Below are 21119 nucleotides of genomic sequence, written 5' to 3'. Positions count from 1 at the left end.
GTACCCCGGCGTCGTCCCGGGAGTATCACATGCGTCGCATCGGCCTCGTCCTGCTCCTCGTCGCTGGTTGCGCGCCGCAGCCGCGCCCGCACGGTCCGCCGCCGGGGGGACCGCACGGGCCGGGTGGTCCGGAGCGGCGCGGGGTCTTCATCAGCCCGATGGGCGAGCCGTTTCGCGGCCCCGGCGGACGCGAGGCACTGATCGGGCGCTGGTTCGACGGGGCCGATACCGATCACGACGGCAAGGTCACCCTCGCCGAATTTCAAGCCGACGCCGCGCGCTTCTTCAAGACGCTCGACACCGACGGCGACGGCGAGATCGATCCGGCCGAGCTCAACCATTATGAGACCGTGGTCGCGCCGGAAATCCGGGTCGGCGATGCCGGTGGCGGCGGGCGCTCGGGTGGTAGTGGCAAACGCCAGGGGGGCGGTGGCGGCGGACATCATGGCGGTGGCGGTGGCGGCGGTGGCCGGGGTGGACACGGTGGCGATAGCGGAGGCGGAACCAGCAACGACGACAGCGCCACGCCGCATCAGGCGCTCGGCGTCCAGGGTGCCGCGCGGTACAGCTTCTTCGACCTCCCCGAGCCCGTCGCGTCCGCCGACGCCGACTTCAACCGCAGCATCACCGAGCGCGAATTCCGCGCCGCCGCTGCCCAACGCTTCGCCCTGCTCGATACTGAGGGTGACGGCGAGCTGACCCGGCGCGAACTCGCCCGCCGCTAGCCGACCACGTCCGCCATCGAGTACCGCCCCGGCGGCTTGCCCGCGAGCCACGCTGCCGCCGCGACCGCGCCGTGCGCGAAGATATCACGGCTCTCGGCGCGGTGGACCAGCTCGATCCGCTCGCCGTCGCCCGCGAACAGCACCATGTGGTCGCCCGCCGCCGACCCGCCGCGCATCGCCGCAAAGCCGATCGATCCCTTGGCTCGCGCCGCTCCGACGCCGTCACGCAATGCGGTGCGAACGGCATCGAGGGTCGTGTCCCGCCCGCGTGCCGCTGCCGCGCCGAGCGCGAGCGCAGTCCCCGATGGCGCGTCGCGCTTGTCGCGGTGATGCAGGTCGAGGATTTCGATGTCCCAGTCGGCCAGCCGCGCCGCCGCGGCTTCGACCAGCCCGCAGAGGACGGTGACCCCGATGCTGGTGTTCGCGGTCTGGAGAACCGCGATATCGCGCGCCGCCCGAGCGGCTGCGGCCTCATGCCGCGCCGCGAGCCCGGTGGTGCCGATGACGATTGCCGTGCGCGTCGACCATGCCGCGTCGAGATTCGCCTCAAGCGCGTCGGGGCTGGTGAAATCGACCATGACGTCGCAAACATGCGCCAACGCCGACGGATTGCTGCAAATCGTCAGCCCGCCGCCGAGCTTCGCGCCGACCGAACGGTGGCCCGCGCGTTCGACTGCGCCGCCGAGAACCATGTTCGGCTCGGCGGCAATCGCGGCGATGATCGCCTGACCCATCCGCCCACCTGCACCAAGAACGCCAACCCGTATCATATCCGACTGTCCCACCACGTAAGTCCACCCTATGCTAAAGTGTGTCCCGATTCGAGCGACCTAGCGAAATCAACAGAGTGCGCGAAAGCACCGGCGACTCAATCGATCACGAGGCGACGGGTGATATCGGCGATGATGCCAGCATGGCCGACGAGCCCGGCCGGCTCGAAACATTGCGGCGCTACAATCTCCGCGACATCGCGCCGGAGTCGCCATTCGACCGGATTACTTCGCTCGTCCGGGTAGTGCTCGACGTGCCGATGGCGGCGATCTCGCTCGTCGACGAGCATCGCCAGTGGTTCAAGTCACGCGACGGCTTCGATGCCAGCGAGACGACGCGCGAGATTTCATTCTGTACGCACACGATCGCGGCGCGCGGGCCGATGATCGTCACCGACGCGCGGATCGACCCGCGGTTCAACGCCAATCCTCTGGTCGTCGGGCCGCCCAACGTCGTCAGTTATGTCGGTGCGCCGCTCGTCAGCCGCGACGGGTATCAGATCGGTTCGCTGTGCGCGCTCGACCGCGTCCCGCGCGATTATTCGGCCGCCGAGGTCGGCCTTCTCGCCAAGTTCAGCGCGCTGGTGGTCGACACCTTCGAACTGCGTCAGATCGCGACGCGCGACTTCCTGACCGGCGCGCTCAGCCGCCGGGCGTTCCTCGACACGGCGGCGCACGCGATCATGCGTCACGCCCGCGATGGGCAGGAATGCGCGCTGCTGCTGTTCGACCTCGATCACTTCAAGGCGATCAACGATCGTCACGGTCATGCGGCGGGCGACGTCGTCCTCGAGGCGATTTCGGCGTGCTGCCAGACACTGTTGCGCGCGCCCGATGTCTTCGGCCGCGTCGGCGGTGAGGAATTCGCTGTCCTGCTGCCCGGCGCCGGGCCTGCCGCAGGAATTGCGATCGCCGAACGCTTTCGTGTCGCGATCGCAAACGTGACGGTGGCGTTCGATCCCGATCTGCGCGTCACCGCGAGCTTTGGCGTGGCGTCGCTGACCCACGCCATCGTGACCGCCGACGAATGGCTCGCGGGCGCCGACATCGCGCTGTTCGCCGCTAAGGACAGCGGCCGAAACCGCTGCCTAGAGGCGACGGCAACCCCCGAAGCCGTGTGACCGTCGTTCGCAACATCGTCGTCCTGACCGGCGCAGGCATCTCGGCCGAAAGCGGCGTTCCGACCTTTCGCGGCCCCGATGGGCTGTGGGAAGGGCACCGCATCGAGGATGTCGCGACACCGCAGGCGTTTCGCCGCGATCCGGTCCTCGTTCAGCGCTTCTACGATGCCCGCCGCGCGGCGCTCGCGCATGTCGAGCCAAACCCCGCGCATCTCGCGCTTGCCCGGCTCGATCGGGAGTGGCGCGGCGGCCTGCTCATCGTGACGCAAAACGTCGATGATCTTCACGAACGCGCCGGGGCGGTGCGTCTCGTTCACATGCACGGCGAGCTGAAGTCAGCGCTGTGCGGCCGATGCGGCGCGATGCAGCCGTGGGGCGACGACTTGACCGGCGCGGCGCCGTGCGGCTGCGGCGGCACGCTCCGCCCTGACATCGTCTGGTTCGGCGAGATGCCGTACCATATGGACCGGATCGACGCCGCGATCGCCGCGTGCGACCTGTTCGTCTCGATCGGCACCAGCGGCGCGGTCTATCCTGCTGCGGGCTTCGTCGACGCGGCGCGGCACGCGGGAGCCCGCACGCTCGAACTCAACCTCGATCCCTCCGCGGGAACCGCGCTGTTTGACGAGGCGCGCCACGGCGCAGCCGGACGGCTCGTTCCGGAGTGGATCGACGAGGTCCTCACCGGCTGAGCGATCGTTACGGACATGCGGTTGCCAATCCGGTACACCCGCTTGCTATCTCTTCGCGCATACGCGACAACTCGCCACACTAAGACAAGACGGGCGGCATTGATCGCTCGCGTTCCTTGGGGGGAATATCAATGGACTTCGTACTTGTTGCGATCCTGTGCGGGCTTGCTGCGGTCGCCTATGGCGTTGTCACCTCGCGGCAGGTGCTCGGGGCGTCTCCCGGAAATGCGCGGATGCAGGAGATCGCGCGCGCGATCCAGGAGGGCGCGGGGGCGTATCTGAAGCGCCAGTACCAGGCGATCGCGATCGTCGGGGTGATCGTCGCGGTCCTCGTCGCGGTGTTCCTCGGGCTGGTCCCCGCCGTCGCGTTCGTCGTCGGCGCGCTGTTGTCCGGGGCGACCGGGTTCATCGGCATGAACATCTCGGTCCGCGCCAACGTCCGGACCGCCGAAGCGGCGCGCAACTCGCTCCAGGCCGGGCTGACGATGGCGTTCCGTTCAGGCGCGGTGACGGGGATGCTCGTCGCGGGCTTGGCGCTGCTCGCGATCGCCGGATATTTCTACTCGCTCGTAAACTTCGGCCACATGGACCCGACCAGCCGCCCGGTGATCAACGCGCTCGTCGCATTGAGCTTCGGCGCGTCGCTGATCTCGATCTTCGCGCGGTTGGGGGGCGGCATCTTCACCAAGGCCGCCGACGTCGGCGCCGACATGGTCGGCAAGAACGAGCTCGGCTTTGACGAGGATGACGACCGCAACCCAGGCGTCATCGCCGATAACGTCGGCGATAACGTCGGCGACTGCGCCGGCATGGCCGCCGACCTGTTCGAGACCTATGTCGTTACCCTCGGCGCGACGATGGTGCTCGTCGCATTGCTCGTCGCCGGGACCGACGCCGCGAAGCTGATGACGCTGCCGCTGCTCGCGGGCGGCGTGTGCATCATCACGTCGGTGATCGGGACCTTCTTCGTCAAGCTCGGCAAGTCGGGCTCGATCATGGGCGCGCTGTACAAGGGCTTCATCGTCACCGCCCTGCTGTCGATCCCGGCCTTGTGGTTCGCGACCAAGGCGATCTTCCCTGACATGAACGCGGTAATCTCGGTCAAGCCGGCGCAGGCAGCCGCCGCCGCCGCCGTCGCCGCGCCGACCGACTTCACCGCGATGCACCTGTTCTTCTGCATGCTCGTCGGGCTGGCGGTGACCGGGCTGATCGTCTGGATCACCGAATATTACACCGGCACCGGCTACCGCCCGGTCCAGTCGATCGCCAAGGCGAGTGATTCCGGCCACGGCACCAACGTCATCCAGGGCCTCGCGGTCAGCATGGAGTCGACGGCATTGCCGACGTTGGTGATCGTCGTCGGCATCATCGCCAGCTTCCAGCTCGCCGGGCTGATCGGGATCGCCTTCGCCGCGACCGCCATGCTCGCGCTCGCCGGGATGGTCGTCGCGCTCGATGCTTACGGCCCGGTCACCGACAACGCCGGCGGCATCGCCGAGATGGCGGGGCTCGAACATGAAGTCCGCCAGCGGACCGACGCACTCGACGCGGTCGGCAACACGACCAAGGCAGTGACCAAGGGCTATGCGATCGGCTCGGCCGGGCTGGCCGCGCTCGTGCTGTTCGCGACGTACACCGAGGACCTGCGCCAGTTCTTCGCGGCCACGACGGTCGATTTCACGCTGTCGAACCCGTATGTCGTCGTCGGCCTGCTCCTCGGCGCACTGCTGCCGTATCTGTTCGGCGGCATGGCGATGACCGCGGTCGGACGGACCGCGAGCGCCGTCGCGCAAGATATCCGCGCCCAGTTCCGCGAATCGCCCGGCATCGCCGACCGCAGCGTCCGGCCCGATTACGCCCGGACCGTCGGCCTCGTCACCGCGGGCGCGATCCGCGAGATGATCGTCCCGTCGCTGCTCCCGGTGCTCGCGCCGGTCGTTGTCTATTTTGCGGTCACGGCGGTATCGACGCAGGGCAACGGCTTTGCGGCCCTGGGTGCGCTGCTGATGGGGGTCATCGTCTCCGGGCTGTTCGTCGCGATCTCGATGACGAGCGGCGGCGGCGCGTGGGATAATGCCAAGAAGGTGATCGAGCAGGGCGCATACGGCGGCAAGGGCTCGCCTGCGCACCAGGCGGCGGTGACCGGCGACACTGTCGGCGACCCGTACAAGGACACCGCCGGGCCGGCGGTCAACCCGATGATCAAGATCACCAATATCGTCGCGCTGCTGCTCCTCGCGGCGTTGGCGGGCCACGGCTAACCGCTTTCGCGAGGACGGCGCTTAGGATAGTCCCGTCGGCACCAGCGACGGAGCGCCCGTGACCGAATACACCCTCGACGCCGAACAGCTTGCCGCGCAGACGTGGTTCCAAAGCCTCCGCGACCAGCTCTGCGCCGCCTTCGAAACCCTCGAGGACGAAGGCGACGGCGACGCCCCCGCTGGGCGCTTCAAGCGAACCGCATGGGACCGCCCAGACTCGACCGGAGCGCCCGGCGGCGGCGGTGTCATGTCGGTGATGAAGGGCCGGGTGTTCGAGAAGGTCGGGGTCAACACCTCGACGGTGTTCGGCGAGTTCGCGCCCGAATTCGCCAAGTCCATCAACGGCGCCGATGCCGACCCGCGCTTTTTCGCCACCGGGATCAGCCTCGTCGCACACATGGCGAACCCGCACGTCCCCGCGGTCCACATGAACACGCGCTTCCTCGTCACGACCAAGCGCTGGTTCGGCGGGGGAGCCGACCTCAATCCTGCACTCCCGGTCGCCGCCGACACCGCCAATTTCAAGACGGCGTTCAAGGCAGCGTGCGACCGCCACGGCAGCGATTACTACAGCCGTTTCGACCGCTGGTGCGACGAGTATTTCTTCGTACCCCACCGCAACCGCCATCGCGGCGTCGGGGGCATCTTCTACGACCATCTCGAAGGTGATTTTGCCGCGAATTTCGCCTTCACCCAGGACGTCGGGCGGACACTGCTCGGTGTGTACCCGGAAATCGTCCGGCGGCACATGCACGACTCCTTCACCGACGCCGAGCGCATCGTCCAGCTGCGCTACCGCGGCCTGTATGCCGAATTCAACCTCGTCTACGACCGCGGCACGACCTTCGGGCTGAAGACCGGCGGCAACGTCGAAGCGATCCTGATGAGCCTGCCGCCGCTGGCGCGATGGGATTAATCGACTGCTGATCCTCCCCTAAGGCGGGGAGGATCTAAGATTAGCGCCGCAACCGCAGGTAGATCAGCGCTATGCCGACCGCGTTGAACACCGTGAACAGCGCGCCGACGACTCCGCCGATTACGCTCGAGATTACCGCTCCCGCGGCGCCCGCACCGAGCCCGTTCAGCGCCGTCGCCACGCCGCCGCCGATGATCGCGGCGATTGCCGACAGCGCGAGGAACCATGCCGCCCACATGATTGTGAAGGCGATGATCCGCCAGCCGTTGCCCTCGGTAAGCTCCCAGCTTCGCCGGACCGCAGCGATCGGGGCCACGACGCCGTCGATGACGAGCGGCATCGCCAGCGTCAGCCGACCCGCCATGTACAGGCCGGGAACGATGAACAGCAGCAGCCCCGCGCCGATCGGCACTGCCGCGAGCAGCAGCGCGACGACAAGCAGCGGCCATAGCCGCAAGGCGACGAGCAGCGCCTCACCGACCGACCGGTCGATCCCGCTCGCCTTGTCGATCGCTAACCTAACGATCGCCGCCTGCGCTACGATCGCGATCAGCGATGGCAACACAAGCGCGCTGAAAACGAGGTTGGGCGTCAGCTCGGCGGGAGTTTTCGGCAGCGCCGGGCCAAACAGCTCGATCGCGACGCCGGGCAGCAGGACGAACGCCGCCGCGATCGGCAGGTATAGTCGCATTCCCGTGGTGGCTGCGGCGAAGGTCTCCCGCCACAATCCGGTAATCGAGATCTGATAATTCATGCGCGGACGCCAATGCGGCGCAAGCGCAGATCCAACACTGTCATCGGCACGCTCAAGCAGCGCGCGCGACGCCCTTTTCGGTCACCATCGTCTCGAGTTCGCCCGACTGGAACATCTCCATCATGATGTCGGAGCCGCCGACGAACTCGCCCTTGACGTACAACTGCGGCACCGTCGGCCAGTCGCTATACGCCTTGATGCCCGAGCGGACCTCGGGGTCGGCGAGGACGTCGACGGTCTCGTAATCGACGCCGAGGCGCTCGAGGATCTGGATCGCGGTCGACGAGAAGCCGCACTGCGGGAACAGCGGCGTCCCCTTCATGAACAGCACGACGTCGGTGCCGCCGACGAGCGCACCGATCTTCGCATTGATATCGGTCATGGCGTGGTCTCCTGAACGGGAAGCGCTGTGGTCAACTGGAGGGCGTGCAACTCGCCGCCCATCCGGCCGCCGAGGGCGTTGTAGACGAGCTGGTGCTGGCGGACGCGCGGGATGCCGGCGAACGCACCGGAGACGACGCGCGCGCTATAATGGTCGCCGTCGCCGGCAAGATCGGTGATCGTCACCTGCGCGTCGGGCAGCGCGGCAACGATCGCAGCCTCGATGTCGGCGGCTGCCATACCCATCAGGCAACGCCCATGATCTGGTGGCGGGCTTCGGCCTGCGTTGCCGCCATCGCCGCGCGAACATCGTCATCGGTGACGCCGAGAGCGCGGACCTTCAAGTCGGTGACGATCTTGTCGAACACGCCTTCATGGCCGCTCTTCTCGAACTCGGCGTGGACAACGGCGCGGGCGTAGTCTTCGCTGGCTTCGGGTGTCATCCCAAGCTTGCCCGCCGCCCACATCCCGAGCAGCTTGTTGGCGCGCGCAGTGATGCGGAACTCGACGTCGGCGTCGTGGGTGAATTTGGCCTCGAAGCCCGCTTCGCGCTCGTCGAATGTCGTCATGGCGATCCTTGGAACGATGTCATCCTGTGTATAGGGTCGCGCAGGCCAAGGTTCAATCGTGGGGGAACGGCGATGGCGAAGCTGCGGGTAGCGTTGCTCCTTGGGCTGACCGTCGCCGCGTGCGGCCGCAAGGGCGATACTGGCGCGCCGACACCGCAAACCTTGGTCGCCCCAGCTGGCTTGGAACAGGCCCAGCCGCCGAACGAGCCCCGGCAGCCAGCGGCCCGTCGCGACGGTACCGCCTTTATCGCGTACAGCTATAATCTCGGTTTCGAGCTCCCCGCACGTCGGATCGATGGTGTGCAGCGGGCGCACCGGAACGCGTGCGAGGCACTGGGTCCGTCGCGGTGCCAGTTGATCAACGCGTCACGCAGCGGCGGTGACGGCGATGCCGCCGAGGCGCATCTCGACCTGCGCATCGTCCCGAACGAGGTGAAATCGTTCGAGGCGCGACTCGCTGCGACGACTGGCGATGCTGGCGGGACGATGCTCGCCAACACGGTCACGGGCGAAGATATTACGCGCGAGCTGATCGACGCCGACGCCGCGCTCAAGGCGAAGCGGACCCTGCGCGACAGGCTGCAGACGTTGCTCGAACACCGCGAGGGACGGCTGTCGGACCTGCTAGCGGTGGAGAAAGCGCTCAGCGAGACCCAGCAGCAGCTCGACACCGCGACCGCCGAATTGAGCGAGCTCCAGCAGCGCGTCAGTTTCTCGAAGCTCAGCATCGATTATCGCTCGACGCAGCCGCTCGGCTCGACCGCGCGTCCGCTGGCGACTGCGGTGTCTGAGGCCGGGCAGACGATTTCGACGAGTCTCGCGCTGCTGTTGACGGTCGTGGTGGCCGTCGTGCCATGGCTCGTGCCCGCAGGGCTGCTGCTTTGGCTGGCCGGCAAACTTCGCGCTCGGCGCGATGCGCGGCGAAAAGGATCGCTCATTCCGCCGCCGTGACCGCGCCCGCGTCATTGTCAGCGCCCCCCCGCCGCGCTATATCGCTTATTCAGCCCCGGCCGCGCGCGACCCCGCCCGCGCCGGGGCGCTTTCTTTCCACGGATGCGGGCAGCGGCGCGCGTGTCCGGAAGACGACCGAGGAGGACGACGCCCATGTCCCGCCGCCGCCAGATCTACGAAGGCAAGGCCAAGATCCTGTATGAGGGTCCCGAGCCAGGTACGATCATCCAATATTTCAAGGACGATGCGACCGCGTTCAACGCCCAGAAGAAGGGCACGATTAGCGGCAAGGGCGTCCTCAACAACCGCATCTCCGAGCATCTGTTTACGATGCTCGCGACGATCGGCATCCCGACGCACTTCATCCGCCGGTTGAACATGCGCGAGCAGCTCGTCCGCCAGGTCGAGATCGTGCCGATCGAGGTTGTCGTCCGCAACGTTGTCGCCGGGAGCCTCGCCAAGCGCTTTGGGCTCGAGGAAGGCACAGCATTGCCGCGGACGATCCTCGAATATTATTACAAGGACGACGCGCTCGGCGATCCGCTGATCACCGACGAGCACATCTCGGCGTTCGGCTGGGCGAGCCAGGACGAGATGCACGACATTGCCGACATGGCGATCCGCATCAACGACTTCATGGCGGGGCTGTTCGCCGGCGTCGGCATCCGGCTGGTCGACTTCAAGCTCGAATTCGGCCGGCTGTTCGACAACGAATTCAGCCGCATCATTCTCGCGGACGAGATCAGTCCCGACGGCTGCCGCCTGTGGGACATGAAGACCAACGACAAGATGGACAAGGACCGCTTCCGCCTCGATCTTGGCGGCGAAGTCGAGGCGTACACCGAGGTCGCGCGGCGGCTCGGCCTGCTCCCCGACGGCGCGGTGTCGACCGTCCTCGACCTCGACGAACACCGCAAGGCGCGGGGCAAGTAACCCGGCGCCACGTCAGTGGCTCCGCGTTGCGGGGCGCTGGCGGACGACGGCGATAAGGATGATCAGTGCGACGAGCAGCAGCCCGCTCGCCGCGTAGCGGTCGAGGTTGAGCCCGCCCTTCGCGATCGGCTTGTCGAGGAAGTCGCCGACGACCGCGCCGAGCGGACGGGTCAGAACGAATGCCGCCCAGAACAAGCCGGTGCGCGAGATCGATGTCCAGAAGTACGCCGCTGCGATCACCGCGAGCATTCCGCCGAAGATGAGCGCTGCGCCGGTATAGCCGAACCCGGCTGTATCGGCGGTCCAGTCTCCGAGCGCGGTGCCGAGCGTCTGCGAGAACATGATCGTCACCCAGTAGAAGACTTCAGCGCGCGGGGTGGCGACGCTCGCGACCGCGATCGTCCCGGTCGTGCGGTACCAGATGAACAGCGACGCGAGCAGCAACGCCAGCAACAGGCTCGATCCGCCCGCATAGCCGATCCCGAGCGAGCGGTCGGCGAAATCGGCGAGCGTCGTCCCGACCGTCGTCGTCGCGATGATCGTCGCCCAGTACAGCCACGGATGAAATCGCGTCGCGCGAATCTGCAACGCGACCGCGACCGCGAAGATCGCCGCAAAGATGCCCGTCGAGACGAGATAGCCGAGGTTCGCCGACATCGAGAGCGAATCGCCGCCGGTCTCCCCGAGTGTCGTGGCGATGATCTTGCACAGCCAGAAGATCAGCGTGACCTCGGGCACCTTGCTGCGTTCCGCCGCCATCGTTCGGTCGTGCATTCTCGCCTCCTGTCCCGGTCCCAAACCGCGAATCGGGTCTTACTTGCCCGATAGCGCGTCCGCGACTAGACCGCAGCCCATGAAAGCTCGTGTCATCGTTACCCTGAAGTCCGGCGTCCTCGATCCGCAGGGACGCGCGATCGGCAACGCCCTGAGCGGCCTTGGTTTTGCCGGGGTCGGCGAAGTTCGGCAGGGCAAGCTGATCGAACTCGACCTCGCCGACGGCACGACGTCCGCCGATGTCGAGGCAATGTGCAAGGCGCTGCTCGCCAACCCGGTGATCGAGAATTATCGGATCGAGCTCGCGTGATGGCGTCGTCGCCGAGGGTTGCCCGATGAAGACCGCCGTCATCGTCTTTCCCGGATCGAACTGTGACCGCGACCTCGCCGTCGCGCTCCACGAGATAACCGGCACCGCCCCGGCGATGGTCTGGCACCGCGACACTGAACTCCCCGACGGTCTCGACTTGATCGCAATGCCCGGCGGGTTCAGCTACGGCGACTATCTTCGCTCGGGCGCGATGGCGGCGCGGTCGCCGATCATGGCGGCGGTTGTCGCAGCAGCGAACGACGGGCGCGCGATCCTCGGTGTGTGCAACGGCTTCCAGGTCCTGACCGAGACCGGACTGCTGCCGGGCGCGTTGATGCGTAACGCCGGCCTCGACTTCGTCTGCCGCGACGTCGCGCTGTCGGTAGCGAACAGCCAGACCGCGTTCAGCGCGCGCTACGACTCGGGCGAGACAATCCGCATCCCCGTCGCGCACCACGACGGCAATTACGCCGCCGACGATGCGACGCTCGACCGGCTCGAAGGTGAGGGCCGCGTCGTGTTCCGCTACGCCGAACCGGTCAACGGTAGCGCGCGCGACATCGCCGGGATCGTCAACGATGCCGGCAATGTGCTTGGCATGATGCCCCACCCCGAACGGCTGATCGACGCCGCGCAAGGCGGCACCGACGGGCGGCGGCTGTTCGAGGGACTGATGGCGGCGCTTGCCTAGGAATGTTGCGCGGCGTGGCGATCGTCCGCCCCGCGCGCGTCAGACCTTCGTCGTGAACGGCGTGAAGTCGGTGCCGCGGTCGAACACGTCAATCCCCTCGGCCGCCTTGAAGGCGGCGACGATGCGGTAGGTGACCGGGGTCAAGATCACCTCCCAGCCGACCTTGAGCAGATAGTTGGTGATCAGCACCTCGATCACGAGGCTCGTTTCCCACACGCCGAGGAAGGCGAGCGGGTAGAAGATGAGGCTGTCGACGCCTTGCCCGGCAACGGTCGAGCCGATCGTCCGCGTCCACAGCCAGCGCCCGCCGGTCCACACCTTCATCCGCGACAGCACAGCGGCGTTGACGATCTCGCCCGCCCAGAAGGCGATAATCGAGGCGAGGAAGATCCGGGGCACCTGCCCAAATACGGTCGCGAGCGCCGCTTGCCCGCTCCAGTCAGTTGCTGGGGGCAGCGCGACGACGACCCAGCTCATGCCCGCGGCGAACAACGACGCGCCGAACCCGGCCCAGACGCAGCGCCGGGCTCGGGCGAAGCCGTAGACCTCGGCGAGGATGTCGCCGAGCACATAGCTGAGCGGAAAGAACAGGATGCCCGCGCCGAAATGGACGACGCCGAAGACCGGCAGCGTGACCATCGCCGGCTTGCCCGCGCCGATCAGGTTAGAGCAGATCAAGATGACGACGAACGCGGCCATCGCGAAGTCGTAGTAACGGAGTTGCCGGCCCGCGATCACCCCGGCGTCAACTGCGACGATGCCAGGCGGTTCAGCGACTTGCCCGTTCAGTGACATAGCAAATCCTTGCGAACGGCTAGGGCGCGCGCGCTGCAACATGTATCGTCCACAGAGAGCAAAGCGACAGGCGCGGGTTGGCGAGAAGCGTTCATGGCCATCGATCTTACGCAAAGCTGCTGTGAATAGAACAGAGGTTTGTTACGTATCCGCCGATATTGCGGTGCAGCAAAACTCGTGCATAATCGGGAAATGCGTCCCGGCTAGTCGGGTAGCATGACAACGGGGGACCGAATGACCAAGTTCGCACTTGCCCTGGCTGTCTTGGCAGCACTTGCCCCGGCAGCGGCATTCGCCGTGCAGGCCGATTCCGTACTGCCGGCTCCGCCGGCGCCTCCGGCACAAACGGCTGCCCCGACTCGGCCTGTGGATATGGCGAACGACCCGCGGATGCTTGCGGCAATCCGTCACGCCAACGCTCGCGCCGACGAGAAATGTGGGGGGATCGGCGTCTCCGACCTCCAGACCAAGATGGCGGCCCGCAACTGCCGTCGTCATATGGTCGATGCCGCCAAGCTCGACGCCGAGTTCGAGATCAACCCGCACTGACGGGTGCGCCACGCCCCTACCGGCGGCGCAATCGTTTCGCCACTATGCCTTTCGTCAAGGGAACGCCGAGCGCTGCGGGCTATTAAGTCTTCCGACCCCGGGAGACATGACATGGCGACGATGAGCAAGCACGCGACGACGAAAGATTCGTCGGCGAAGGTGCACACGGATCCGCTGGCCGGCGCCCATGATGCTGGCGTCGCATTTGCCGACGCCGGCCTTGTGCCGGGCGAAGGCGGCGAACTTCACCAGTCTGCCGCCGCCGATGGCGAAGTGATGACGACGAACAACGGCATCGCGATTTCCGACGACTTCAATTCGCTCAAGGCCGGACCACGCGGCGGCACGATGCTCGAGGATTTCGTCCTCCGCGAGAAAATCTTCCATTTCGACCATGAGCGTATCCCCGAGCGCGTCGTCCACGCCCGTGGGCTTGCGGCGCACGGCGTCTTCACGCTCAGCGACAGCCTCGGTGACTTTACCAGTGCTCCAGTGCTCTCGGAGACAGGCGTGGAAATCCCCGTATTTGTCCGCTTCTCGACTGTCGCCGGCAACCGCGGCTCGGCCGACCTCGCGCGCGACGTCCGCGGCTTTGCGGTGAAGTTCTATACCCAGCAGGGCAATTGGGACCTCGTCGGCAACAATATCCCGGTGTTCTTCATTCAAGACGCAATCAAGTTCCCCGACCTGATTCACGCGGTCAAGGAGGAGCCGGATCGCGGCTTCCCACAGGCGGCATCGGCGCACGACACCTTCTGGGACTTCATCGCCTGCTCGCCCGAGGCTATGAATATGGTGATGTGGCAGATGTCCGACCGGACGATGCCGCGGTCGGTGCGTATGATGGAAGGCTTCGGCATCCACACCTTCCGTCTCGTCGACGCTGCGGGCAAGTCGACCTTCGTCAAGTGGCACTGGCGGCCGACGCTCGGCTCACAGTCGGTGGTGTGGGACGAAGCGGTCAAGATCAACGGCGCCGATGCCGATTTCCATCGCCGCGACCTGTATAACGCGATCGAGGCTGGCGACTTCCCGGCGTGGGACCTCGCGGTCCAGTTGTTCACCGAGGAGGACGCCGCCGGCTTCGACTTCGATCACCTCGATTCGTCGAAGCTGATCCCGGAGGAGGTTGTCCCGCTTCGCGTGATCGGGCGGATGGTGCTCAATCGCAACCCGACCAACGTCTTTTCGGAGACCGAGCAGGTCGCGTTCTGCACCCAGAACGTCGTTCCCGGCATCGACTTCTCGAACGATCCCCTGCTGCAGGGGCGCAACTTCTCGTATCTCGACACGCAGTTGAAGCGCCTCGGGTCGCCGAACTTCACCCAGCTGCCGATCAATGCGCCGAAATGTCCGTTCGCCAATATGCAGCGCGACGGTCACATGCAGACCTCGCTCCAGCCCGAGCGCGTGACCTATACGCCGAGCTTGCTCGCGCCCAAGGGCCCACGCGAGGTTCCGACCGGGACGCAGGCGTTCCGCGAACAGATCGATGCGCCCAAGGTTCGCGCCCGTTCGGCGACGTTCAACGACCACTACAGCCAGGCGCGGCAGTTCTTCGACAGCCAGACGGGTCCCGAGCAGGACCATATCGTCGCCGCATTGATCTTCGAACTCAGCAAGGTCGAGGCGGATGTCGTCCGTGCCGCGATGCTCGGCCATCTCGTCAACATCCTCCCAGAACTCGGCGAGCGCGTTGCTGCCGGGCTTGGACATGACGAGCCGATCGTCGCGATTCCGCAGGCGATGCCGACGCGGACCGACCTTCCGAAGTCGCCCGCGTTGAGCATCCTTGCCAATGCCAAGGCAACTTTCGAGGGTCGCAAGATCGGCGTCCTCGTGACCGACGGGGCCGACGCCAAGCTGATAACCGCGATCGTTGATGCGGCGACGGCGGCGAAAGCGAAGGTCGAGATCGTGGCCCCCAGGGTCGGCGGTGCGACGCTGAGCGACGGCACCAAGCTGGCCGCCAAGCACCAACTTGCCGGTGGCCCGTCCGTCCTGTTCGACGCAGTCGCGCTTGCGGTGTCGGATGACGGCGTCACAGCATTGCTCGGCGAAGCAGCGGCGGTGGCATGGGTCCACACTGCGTTCTCGCACCTCAAGGTCATCGGCCACAGTGCCGAGGCGCAGCCGCTGCTCGACATGGCAGGCGTTATGCCCGACGCGGGGATCGTTGCGATGATCGCGGGCGATGCCAAGGGCTTCGTCGCGACTGCGTCGAAGGGCCGGATCTGGTCGCGCGACGAGAATGTCCGGACGGTGTTCTAGCGTTCACGAAATGTTCTAATTCTGCTATGGGGGAGCGATGCCCGAGTCGCTCCCCCTTCGCTGGCTCTACCTTGACCTCAACAGCTATTTCGCGAGCGTCGAGCAACAGCTCGACCCGACGTTGCGCGGGCGTCCGATCGCCGTTGCCCCCGTTCATACCGACTCCACCAGCGCGATCGCCGCGAGCTACGAGGCGAAGGCGTTCGGCATCAAGACCGGCACGCCGATCTGGGAGGCCAAGGCGAAGTGTCGCGACTTGGTCGTCGTTCCCGCGCGCCACGAAGAATATGTCCGCTTCCACCACCGCATCGTCGCTGAGGTCGAGCGCCACGTCCCCGTCACCGCGGTCTGCTCGATCGACGAGGTCGCCTGCCGCCTATGCGATAACGAGAACGGCCGCGCGGAGGTCGGCGATCTCGCCCGCCGGATCAAGGCGGGGATCGCCGCCAACGTCGGCACCGAGCTCAAATCGTCGATCGGCATCGCGCCAAACCGCCTGCTGGCGAAGATGGCGGCCGACATGGAGAAGCCCGATGGGCTAACCGTCCTCGATGCCGAATGTCTCGACGCGCGGCTCCGTGCGCTCAGGCCCAACGACATTCCGGGCGTCGGCAAGAACATGGAGAAGCGCCTTGCGGCGGCGGGCGTCGTGACGATGGCGCGCATCCTCGACCTCGACGCGCGCGAGGCGCGGTCGGTGTGGGGCAATGTCTGGGGCGAGCGGCTCCACTGGCTGCTCAAAGGCGTCGATCTTCCCGAGCGCGAGACCCAGCGCCGGACTATCGGCCACAGCCACGTCCTCGGCCCGGATAAGCGCCACCCCGACCGCGCGCGTCTTGTTGCGCGGCGCCTGCTGATGAAGGCGGCGACGCGGCTGCGGCGGATGGAATGCCGGACGGGCTTCGTCGTGCTGACCGTGAAGGGCGAAAAGGGCGAGGCCGTCGGCGGCGACGGATCGCGCACGCCGGGGCTTCGCTGGTCGCACGGCCAAAAGCTCGTCGCAGCGCACGACAGCTTCACCCTGCTGGCGGTACTCGACTCCCTATGGCTGCGGATGCGTGCCGAGCTTGCCGAGCAGCGCTACCGCCAAGTCTCGGTGACCTTCCTCGAATTGACTACTGCTGCCGAGACCCAGCTTGCGCTGTTCGACGCGGGCCCGGCGGTGACCCCCGAAACCGAAGCCCGCCGCCTCGCGCTCAGCGCCGCGATCGACCGCATGAACACCCGCTTCGGCCGCGACGCGGTGACGGTCGGGCACGACAGCGCGGGGGCATCGCGGAGTTCGGGGCCAAAGATCGCCTTCACGCGGATTCCCGAGCTGGCGGAGTTCCGCGAGTAGGACGCGCAACAATTCGGGGAAGCGCGGCCACTGCCGGCCCGTCGAACAAATGCTCCGGGACAAACGCTCGCATTGACCAATCAAGGCGGTCAGTTAGCGTGGGGTCGATGAGCAGTGTCGAAGTCGTAGGCCTCGCGAAATCCTTCGAGGCGATGCCCGCCCTCCTTCCGGTCGATCTGGCGATCGCGGACGGCGAATTCGTCGTCATCATCGGTCCGTCGGGGTGCGGTAAGTCGACCCTGCTTCGCCTGATCGCCGGGCTCGAGCGGCCCGATGCCGGCCGCGTCGAGATCGCCGGGCGCGACGTGACCAGTCTCGCGCCGGCCGAGCGCGGGCTCGCCATGGTCTTCCAGTCGTACGCGCTCTACCCGCATTTGACGGCGGGGGAGAATATCGCCTTCCCGCTGCAGATGGCGCGTCGTCCCGCTGCCGAAATTGCTGCGCGCGTTGCCGCCGTCGCCGATGTGCTTGAACTTGGGCCGTTGCTTGGGCGGCGGCCGCGTGCGCTGTCGGGCGGGCAGCGCCAGCGCGTCTCGATCGGCCGGGCGATCGTCCGCGACCCCGGCGTCCTCCTCCTCGACGAACCGCTGTCGAACCTCGACGCCGGCCTGCGGGTGCGAATGCGCCATGAGTTCGCGCGGCTCCACCAGCGGCTCGGGACGACGATGATCTACGTCACCCACGATCAGGTCGAGGCGATGACGCTCGCGAACCGCATCGTCGTCATGGCGCACGGACGCGTCGAGCAGGTGGGCGCGCCGCTCGACCTTTATCATGCGCCGGCGACGATCGGCGTCGCGGCGGCGATCGGCTCGCCGGCGATGAACCTGCTGCCGGGAACGATCACCGCGATCGACGCCAGCGGCGCGCGAGTGGTGCTGGATGGTGGCGTCGCATGCGACGTCGCCGCGCTGGTGCCTGCCAACGCCATTGGAGCGTCCGTCACGCTCGGCGTTCGCCCCGAGCATTTGCGGGCCGACCCCGCCGGTGGCTTCGGCGGCGCGGTCGAGCTGTTCGAGCGGCTCGGGCCGTTGTCGTTCGCGCATCTTGCTTCGCCGCTCGCGAACGGGACCGCGCTTGTTGCGCAGCTGCCGAGCGATCGCCACGTGACGCTCGGCGAGCGGATCTACTTTTGCGTCGACCCCGCTGACGCGCGTCTATTTGCCGAGGACGGTCGCGCTTTCGCGCGGATCAGCCCTTGATGCCGCCGCCGAGGACGCCGCTGAAATACGACCGCTGGAGCGCGGCGAAGAGGATCAGCACCGGCAGCGTCGTCACCACGGCCCCCGCCATCATCAGTTCGACGTCCTGCCCGTGTTCGCGGCTGATCGCGGCGAGTGCGACGGGGAGCGTGTAGAGCCGCTGGTCGGTGATCGCGATCAGCGGCCACAGGAAGTCGCTCCAGCTCGCGAGGAAGGTGAACAGCGCGAGCGTCACCACCACCGGGCGCAGCAGCGGCGCGACGATCCGGGTGAGGATGCGCCATTCGCTCGCGCCGTCGAGCCGCGCCGCGTCGAGCATCTCGTCGGGGATCGCGAGCGCCGCCTGGCGGATGAACAGCACGCCGTAGATCCCCGCCAGCCCGGGGACGAGAACGCCGGCATAGGTGTTGATTAGCCCGGCCGCCTTGAGCATCAGGAACAGCGGCAGCAGCGTGACCTGCGCCGGGATCACCGCGAGCGCGAGCATCGCCTGGAGCAGCCGCGCCCGGCCGGTAAAACGCAGCTTGGCGAAGGCATAGCCGGCGGGGAGCGTCAGCCCAAGCCCGAGGACCGTCGCGAGCGTCGCCAGCAGCGTGCTGTTCACGATCGCCGGGACGATCCGGTAGCTCGTCGCACCGCCCGACGCATCGATGTGCGGGAACAGCAGCTCGCGGTAGTTCGCCAGCGTCGGATGCACCGGCCACAACGGCGGCGGGAAGGCGGCGGCTGCGCCCTTCGGCATTAGCGAGACGCCGACCATCCAGATCAGCGGGGCGACGGTCGCAAGCGCCAGCACGGCGAGCACGATCGTCCGAACTGCGCCGCCGGTCCTCACAGCCATTCCATTCGCCGCGCGAGGCGCGCCTGCACCGCGGTCAGCCCGAGGATCGCGACGAACAGGATCACCGCGACCGCCGACGCCGTGCCGAGGTTCCACCACGTAAAGCCCTCGTCGAACATGAAATACAGGATCGTCGTCGTGCTTTGCGCCGGGCCGCCGTGGGTCATAACGTATGGCTCGGCGAACACCTGCAGGAAATTGGCGACGCTGAGCACGCTGGCGAGGATCAAAGCCGGGCCGATCGCGGGCAGCGTGACGTGGCGGAAGCGCGCGACGGGCCCGGCGCCGTCGAGCCGCGCCGCCTCGCGCAGGTCGGTCGACACCGTCGCCAGCGCCGCGGTGAAGACGAGCATGTTGTAGCCGAACGCCTTCCACACGATGAAGATAAGCGTCGCCGGGATGCTCGTCTTCGGGTCGCCGAGCCAGTCGACCGGCGCGATCCCGACGACGCCGAGCGCGGCGTTGAGCAGCCCCGACCGCGTGTCGAGGACGTAGCGCCAGACCAATGCAGTGGCGACGAGCGTCGTCACGTACGGCGCGAACAGCAGCAGCCGCCAGACCGGCTTCCACCCGACCGTCGCCGAATCGAGCAGCAACGCGGTCGCGAGCGATGTCCCGATCGCCGCAGGCACGCCGATGCCGGCGAAGACGAGCGTATTCGATACCGCCTGCCAGAACCGCGGCTCATGTGCGAGCGCGAGGTAATTGCCGCCGCCGACCAGCCGCAGGTTGGCGAGGTCGGCGAGCGCGTAGATGTCGAAGTCGGTCAGGCTGAGCAGCAGCCCGGCGACGGTCGGCACGACGAGAAACGCCAGTGTGGCAAAAAGCACCGGAAGGGTAAAAGCCAGCCCGGCGCGTGCTTCGCTCGACCTGCGCCGCGTCATGTGATCCGCCCCCGGTCGAGCAGCCAGCGCCGCTTTGCGAGGATCCGGTCGACCCGCGCGTCCATCTCGGCGGCGGCGGCGTCGACGCCAAACCTGCCGCGCACCATCGCTTCGGCGACCTGCTGGACCTCGCTGGTGATCCGCGCCCATTCGGGTACCGCCGGCGGCGCCACACTGTCGGCAATCTGCGTTGCGAACAGCCGGGTCACGGGATCGGGCGGCAACATTGTCCACGCCCGCGACCGCGTCGGGAGGTCGCCGGTGATTCCAAATATCTGCCGCTGGAGGTCGGCGCCGGTAAGGAAGGCGACGAGCCGCCACGCCGCGGCGGGGTCACGCGCGGTCCGGCTGACCGCGAGGCAGGTGCCGCGCGCCATCGCCGCCCCCGCGCCGCGCGGCCCCGGCGTCGCCGCTGCGCCCCATGTGCCCGGCACGATGCGGTGTTCGGGGCGGCGGGCATCGCCGATGAACACCGCGTCCGACGGCAGGATCGCGAACCAGCCGCGCCGCAGCCCGATATAGGTGTCGCCCGCCTCGGCCCCGGTGGCGCGCGGCGACAGCTTGAGGTCGAACACTCGCTTGTAGAAGGCGAGCGCGGCGCGGAAGCCGGGGCTGCGGAAATTACCGCGTCCGGCGCGGTCGCGGAGAAACGGCTCGCCGGTTTGCGCGGCATAAGCGAACAGCGGCTCGGGCCAGTCGAGCAGATGCAGCGTCGCAAAGCGGTCGGGATGGCGGCGGACGATCGCCTGCGCCATCCGCGTCCACTCGGCCCAGTCGAGCGGCGGCGCCGGGTAGCCAACCTCGGCGATGAGGTCGCGGCGATAGAATTGCACCCAGCTGTCGGCGGTCCACGGCACCGCACACGCGCGCCCGGCGATCATCACCGCCGCATTCGCACCGGGCAGATGGCCGGTCAGCAGCGCCGGTGGCGGGGCTGTAAGCGCGCCGAGCAGGTTGAGCTCGGGCAGCCAGCCGGTGTTGAGCATCATGACGTCGGGCAGCGAGCCGCCGGCGAAACCGGTCAGCAATTTCTCGTGCGCGCCCGTCCACGGCACCGCCTGGAGATCGACGTCGATCCCGGTCGTGCGGGTGAACGGCGGCAGCAGGATCGGCGCGTTCTCGCCGGTCGTTCCCATCGCCCACCACGTCACGCGGTTGCTGTCCCGCGGCGCGCAAGCCGACAGTGCCGCGCTGCCCGCGAGCGTCAGCGCGCACCTGCGTGTGATCATGCCGTCGCTCGCCGCTTCACCCGTCACATTTCCCTGTCCTTCGGAAACGCTAGGCTCTCGTCTGTTGCTGACCAAGCAGTCAAGGCACGGCGCGCCGATCGGTCGCTGCGTGTCCTATTCGCATCAGTCGTCGCGGAAACACTCGTCAACAGAGGCTGAGC

At 67.3% G+C, this 21119-nt stretch carries 23 protein-coding genes; 13 read left to right on the top strand and 10 right to left on the bottom strand.

Annotation, left to right across the window (positions count from 1 at the left end; genetic code table 11):
* Positions 1-29 precede the first annotated feature (29 nt).
* Positions 30-725 (top strand): EF-hand domain-containing protein, encoded by a 696-nt coding sequence (locus tag KZX46_RS23280; RefSeq protein ID WP_219775434.1) that lies wholly within the window; start codon positions 30-32, stop codon positions 723-725.
* Here KZX46_RS23280 and dapB read toward each other — a convergent pair.
* A complete protein-coding gene (dapB, locus tag KZX46_RS20165; RefSeq protein WP_219775433.1) occupies positions 722-1495 on the bottom strand; it encodes a 4-hydroxy-tetrahydrodipicolinate reductase in 774 nt (257 codons plus the stop codon). The genes KZX46_RS23280 and dapB overlap by 4 nt on opposite strands.
* Before the next feature lie 143 nt (positions 1496-1638).
* Here dapB and KZX46_RS20160 point away from each other — a divergent pair, with 143 nt between their 5' ends.
* The 4 genes from KZX46_RS20160 (at position 1639) to hemF (ending at position 6485) form a co-directional block, all read left to right on the top strand.
* Positions 1639-2616: a sensor domain-containing diguanylate cyclase gene (locus KZX46_RS20160; RefSeq protein ID WP_216708868.1), complete on the top strand. Its 978-nt coding sequence runs from the start codon at positions 1639-1641 to the stop codon at positions 2614-2616.
* Positions 2613-3308, top strand: coding sequence for an NAD-dependent deacylase (locus KZX46_RS20155; protein ID WP_219775432.1), 696 nt, complete (start codon positions 2613-2615; stop codon positions 3306-3308). Before KZX46_RS20160 ends, KZX46_RS20155 begins: the two co-directional genes overlap by 4 nt.
* 131 nt (positions 3309-3439) lie before the next feature.
* Complete coding sequence (locus KZX46_RS20150; RefSeq protein WP_219775431.1) at positions 3440-5569, top strand: sodium-translocating pyrophosphatase; 2130 nt, start codon at positions 3440-3442, stop codon at positions 5567-5569.
* Between the two features lie 58 nt (positions 5570-5627).
* Positions 5628-6485, top strand: a complete 858-nt coding sequence (hemF, locus tag KZX46_RS20145) for an oxygen-dependent coproporphyrinogen oxidase (RefSeq protein ID WP_219775430.1) — start codon at positions 5628-5630, stop codon at positions 6483-6485.
* Between the two features lie 40 nt (positions 6486-6525).
* Here hemF and KZX46_RS20140 read toward each other — a convergent pair whose 3' ends face one another.
* From KZX46_RS20140 to KZX46_RS20125, 4 genes are read right to left on the bottom strand one after another with little or no spacing between them, the layout of a single operon-like run.
* Positions 6526-7239 (bottom strand): glycerophosphoryl diester phosphodiesterase membrane domain-containing protein, encoded by a 714-nt coding sequence (locus KZX46_RS20140; RefSeq protein WP_219775429.1) that lies wholly within the window; start codon positions 7237-7239, stop codon positions 6526-6528.
* A gap of 52 nt (positions 7240-7291) precedes the next feature.
* Positions 7292-7621 (bottom strand): Grx4 family monothiol glutaredoxin, encoded by a 330-nt coding sequence (grxD, locus tag KZX46_RS20135; protein WP_216708467.1) that lies wholly within the window; start codon positions 7619-7621, stop codon positions 7292-7294.
* On the bottom strand, positions 7618-7866 hold the full coding sequence (locus tag KZX46_RS20130; RefSeq protein WP_219775428.1) for a BolA/IbaG family iron-sulfur metabolism protein: 249 nt from the start codon (positions 7864-7866) through the stop codon (positions 7618-7620). The genes grxD and KZX46_RS20130 overlap by 4 nt, the downstream gene beginning before the upstream one ends.
* The gene (locus KZX46_RS20125; RefSeq protein WP_219775427.1) at positions 7866-8189 is read right to left on the bottom strand and encodes a DUF1476 domain-containing protein; all 324 of its coding nucleotides are present in this window, start codon (positions 8187-8189) and stop codon (positions 7866-7868) included. The genes KZX46_RS20130 and KZX46_RS20125 overlap by 1 nt, the downstream gene beginning before the upstream one ends.
* A 72-nt stretch (positions 8190-8261) precedes the next feature.
* On the opposite strand from KZX46_RS20125, the gene KZX46_RS20120 reads away from it, so the two are divergent.
* Both KZX46_RS20120 and purC read left to right on the top strand, forming a co-directional pair.
* Positions 8262-9140 carry a DUF4349 domain-containing protein gene (locus KZX46_RS20120; protein WP_219775426.1) on the top strand — a complete coding sequence of 293 codons (879 nt, stop codon included), beginning with the start codon at positions 8262-8264 and terminating at the stop codon, positions 9138-9140.
* Between the two features lie 153 nt (positions 9141-9293).
* Positions 9294-10073 carry a phosphoribosylaminoimidazolesuccinocarboxamide synthase gene (gene purC / locus KZX46_RS20115; protein ID WP_216708471.1) on the top strand — a complete coding sequence of 260 codons (780 nt, stop codon included), beginning with the start codon at positions 9294-9296 and terminating at the stop codon, positions 10071-10073.
* A 12-nt stretch (positions 10074-10085) separates the two neighbouring features.
* On the opposite strand, the gene KZX46_RS20110 is transcribed toward purC, so the two are convergent.
* Positions 10086-10847 carry a hypothetical protein gene (locus KZX46_RS20110; RefSeq protein WP_219775425.1) on the bottom strand — a complete coding sequence of 254 codons (762 nt, stop codon included), beginning with the start codon at positions 10845-10847 and terminating at the stop codon, positions 10086-10088.
* A 79-nt stretch (positions 10848-10926) separates the two neighbouring features.
* Here KZX46_RS20110 and purS point away from each other — a divergent pair, with 79 nt between their 5' ends.
* A complete protein-coding gene (gene purS / locus KZX46_RS20105) occupies positions 10927-11157 on the top strand; it encodes a phosphoribosylformylglycinamidine synthase subunit PurS (protein WP_216708473.1) in 231 nt (76 codons plus the stop codon).
* Between the two features lie 25 nt (positions 11158-11182).
* The gene (gene purQ / locus KZX46_RS20100; RefSeq protein ID WP_216708474.1) at positions 11183-11848 is read left to right on the top strand and encodes a phosphoribosylformylglycinamidine synthase subunit PurQ; all 666 of its coding nucleotides are present in this window, start codon (positions 11183-11185) and stop codon (positions 11846-11848) included.
* A 39-nt stretch (positions 11849-11887) separates the two neighbouring features.
* On the opposite strand, the gene KZX46_RS20095 is transcribed toward purQ, so the two are convergent.
* Positions 11888-12643, bottom strand: a complete 756-nt coding sequence (locus KZX46_RS20095) for a queuosine precursor transporter (protein WP_219775424.1) — start codon at positions 12641-12643, stop codon at positions 11888-11890.
* Positions 12644-12877: 234 nt separating this feature from the next.
* Between KZX46_RS20095 and KZX46_RS20090 the strand changes: the two genes are divergently transcribed.
* The 4 genes from KZX46_RS20090 to KZX46_RS20075 all read left to right on the top strand — a co-directional run bounded on the left by KZX46_RS20090 (position 12878) and on the right by KZX46_RS20075 (position 18004).
* Positions 12878-13192, top strand: a complete 315-nt coding sequence (locus KZX46_RS20090) for a hypothetical protein (RefSeq protein WP_219775423.1) — start codon at positions 12878-12880, stop codon at positions 13190-13192.
* Between the two features lie 120 nt (positions 13193-13312).
* Entirely contained in the window at positions 13313-15463 is a 2151-nt protein-coding gene (locus KZX46_RS20085) for a catalase (protein ID WP_219777117.1), read from the top strand.
* A 37-nt stretch (positions 15464-15500) separates the two neighbouring features.
* Complete coding sequence (locus KZX46_RS20080) at positions 15501-16802, top strand: type VI secretion protein ImpB (RefSeq protein WP_219775422.1); 1302 nt, start codon at positions 15501-15503, stop codon at positions 16800-16802.
* Between the two features lie 107 nt (positions 16803-16909).
* A complete protein-coding gene (locus tag KZX46_RS20075) occupies positions 16910-18004 on the top strand; it encodes an ABC transporter ATP-binding protein (RefSeq protein ID WP_219775421.1) in 1095 nt (364 codons plus the stop codon).
* On the opposite strand, the gene KZX46_RS20070 is transcribed toward KZX46_RS20075, so the two are convergent.
* Genes KZX46_RS20070 through KZX46_RS20060 form a run of 3 tightly spaced genes read right to left on the bottom strand, consistent with a single transcriptional unit; the run spans position 17994 to position 20958 of the window.
* Positions 17994-18845: a carbohydrate ABC transporter permease gene (locus KZX46_RS20070; RefSeq protein WP_219775420.1), complete on the bottom strand. Its 852-nt coding sequence runs from the start codon at positions 18843-18845 to the stop codon at positions 17994-17996. The genes KZX46_RS20075 and KZX46_RS20070 overlap by 11 nt on opposite strands.
* Complete coding sequence (locus tag KZX46_RS20065) at positions 18836-19729, bottom strand: carbohydrate ABC transporter permease (RefSeq protein WP_219775419.1); 894 nt, start codon at positions 19727-19729, stop codon at positions 18836-18838. The genes KZX46_RS20070 and KZX46_RS20065 overlap by 10 nt, the downstream gene beginning before the upstream one ends.
* A complete protein-coding gene (locus KZX46_RS20060) occupies positions 19726-20958 on the bottom strand; it encodes an extracellular solute-binding protein (RefSeq protein WP_219775418.1) in 1233 nt (410 codons plus the stop codon). Before KZX46_RS20060 ends, KZX46_RS20065 begins: the two co-directional genes overlap by 4 nt.
* Between the last annotated feature and the right edge of the window lie 161 nt (positions 20959-21119).

It is taken from the genome of Polymorphobacter sp. PAMC 29334, assembly GCF_019431245.1.
In the GTDB taxonomy this organism is placed as follows: Bacteria; Pseudomonadota; Alphaproteobacteria; order Sphingomonadales; family Sphingomonadaceae; genus Polymorphobacter_B; species Polymorphobacter_B megasporae.
Note: the sequence above shows the minus strand (reverse complement) of the source record. Positions and strands in the feature narration are given on the sequence as shown.

Bases quoted from the DNA above. Each gene is read 5' to 3' on its own strand.
- KZX46_RS23280 (WP_219775434.1), top strand. From the start codon at position 30: ATGCGTCGCATCGGCCTCGTCCTGCTCCTCGTCGCTGGTTGCGCGCCG.
- dapB (WP_219775433.1), bottom strand. From the start codon at position 1,495: ATGATACGGGTTGGCGTTCTTGGTGCAGGTGGGCGGATGGGTCAGGCG.
- KZX46_RS20160 (WP_216708868.1), top strand. From the start codon at position 1,639: ATGGCCGACGAGCCCGGCCGGCTCGAAACATTGCGGCGCTACAATCTC.
- KZX46_RS20150 (WP_219775431.1), top strand. From the start codon at position 3,440: ATGGACTTCGTACTTGTTGCGATCCTGTGCGGGCTTGCTGCGGTCGCC.
- KZX46_RS20140 (WP_219775429.1), bottom strand. From the start codon at position 7,239: ATGAATTATCAGATCTCGATTACCGGATTGTGGCGGGAGACCTTCGCC.
- grxD (WP_216708467.1), bottom strand. From the start codon at position 7,621: ATGACCGATATCAATGCGAAGATCGGTGCGCTCGTCGGCGGCACCGAC.
- KZX46_RS20130 (WP_219775428.1), bottom strand. From the start codon at position 7,866: ATGGGTATGGCAGCCGCCGACATCGAGGCTGCGATCGTTGCCGCGCTG.
- KZX46_RS20125 (WP_219775427.1), bottom strand. From the start codon at position 8,189: ATGACGACATTCGACGAGCGCGAAGCGGGCTTCGAGGCCAAATTCACC.
- KZX46_RS20120 (WP_219775426.1), top strand. From the start codon at position 8,262: ATGGCGAAGCTGCGGGTAGCGTTGCTCCTTGGGCTGACCGTCGCCGCG.
- purC (WP_216708471.1), top strand. From the start codon at position 9,294: ATGTCCCGCCGCCGCCAGATCTACGAAGGCAAGGCCAAGATCCTGTAT.
- KZX46_RS20110 (WP_219775425.1), bottom strand. From the start codon at position 10,847: ATGCACGACCGAACGATGGCGGCGGAACGCAGCAAGGTGCCCGAGGTC.
- purS (WP_216708473.1), top strand. From the start codon at position 10,927: ATGAAAGCTCGTGTCATCGTTACCCTGAAGTCCGGCGTCCTCGATCCG.
- purQ (WP_216708474.1), top strand. From the start codon at position 11,183: ATGAAGACCGCCGTCATCGTCTTTCCCGGATCGAACTGTGACCGCGAC.
- KZX46_RS20095 (WP_219775424.1), bottom strand. From the start codon at position 12,643: ATGTCACTGAACGGGCAAGTCGCTGAACCGCCTGGCATCGTCGCAGTT.
- KZX46_RS20090 (WP_219775423.1), top strand. From the start codon at position 12,878: ATGACCAAGTTCGCACTTGCCCTGGCTGTCTTGGCAGCACTTGCCCCG.
- KZX46_RS20085 (WP_219777117.1), top strand. From the start codon at position 13,313: ATGAGCAAGCACGCGACGACGAAAGATTCGTCGGCGAAGGTGCACACG.
- KZX46_RS20080 (WP_219775422.1), top strand. From the start codon at position 15,501: ATGCCCGAGTCGCTCCCCCTTCGCTGGCTCTACCTTGACCTCAACAGC.
- KZX46_RS20075 (WP_219775421.1), top strand. From the start codon at position 16,910: ATGAGCAGTGTCGAAGTCGTAGGCCTCGCGAAATCCTTCGAGGCGATG.
- KZX46_RS20070 (WP_219775420.1), bottom strand. From the start codon at position 18,845: ATGGCTGTGAGGACCGGCGGCGCAGTTCGGACGATCGTGCTCGCCGTG.
- KZX46_RS20065 (WP_219775419.1), bottom strand. From the start codon at position 19,729: ATGACGCGGCGCAGGTCGAGCGAAGCACGCGCCGGGCTGGCTTTTACC.
- KZX46_RS20060 (WP_219775418.1), bottom strand. From the start codon at position 20,958: ATGATCACACGCAGGTGCGCGCTGACGCTCGCGGGCAGCGCGGCACTG.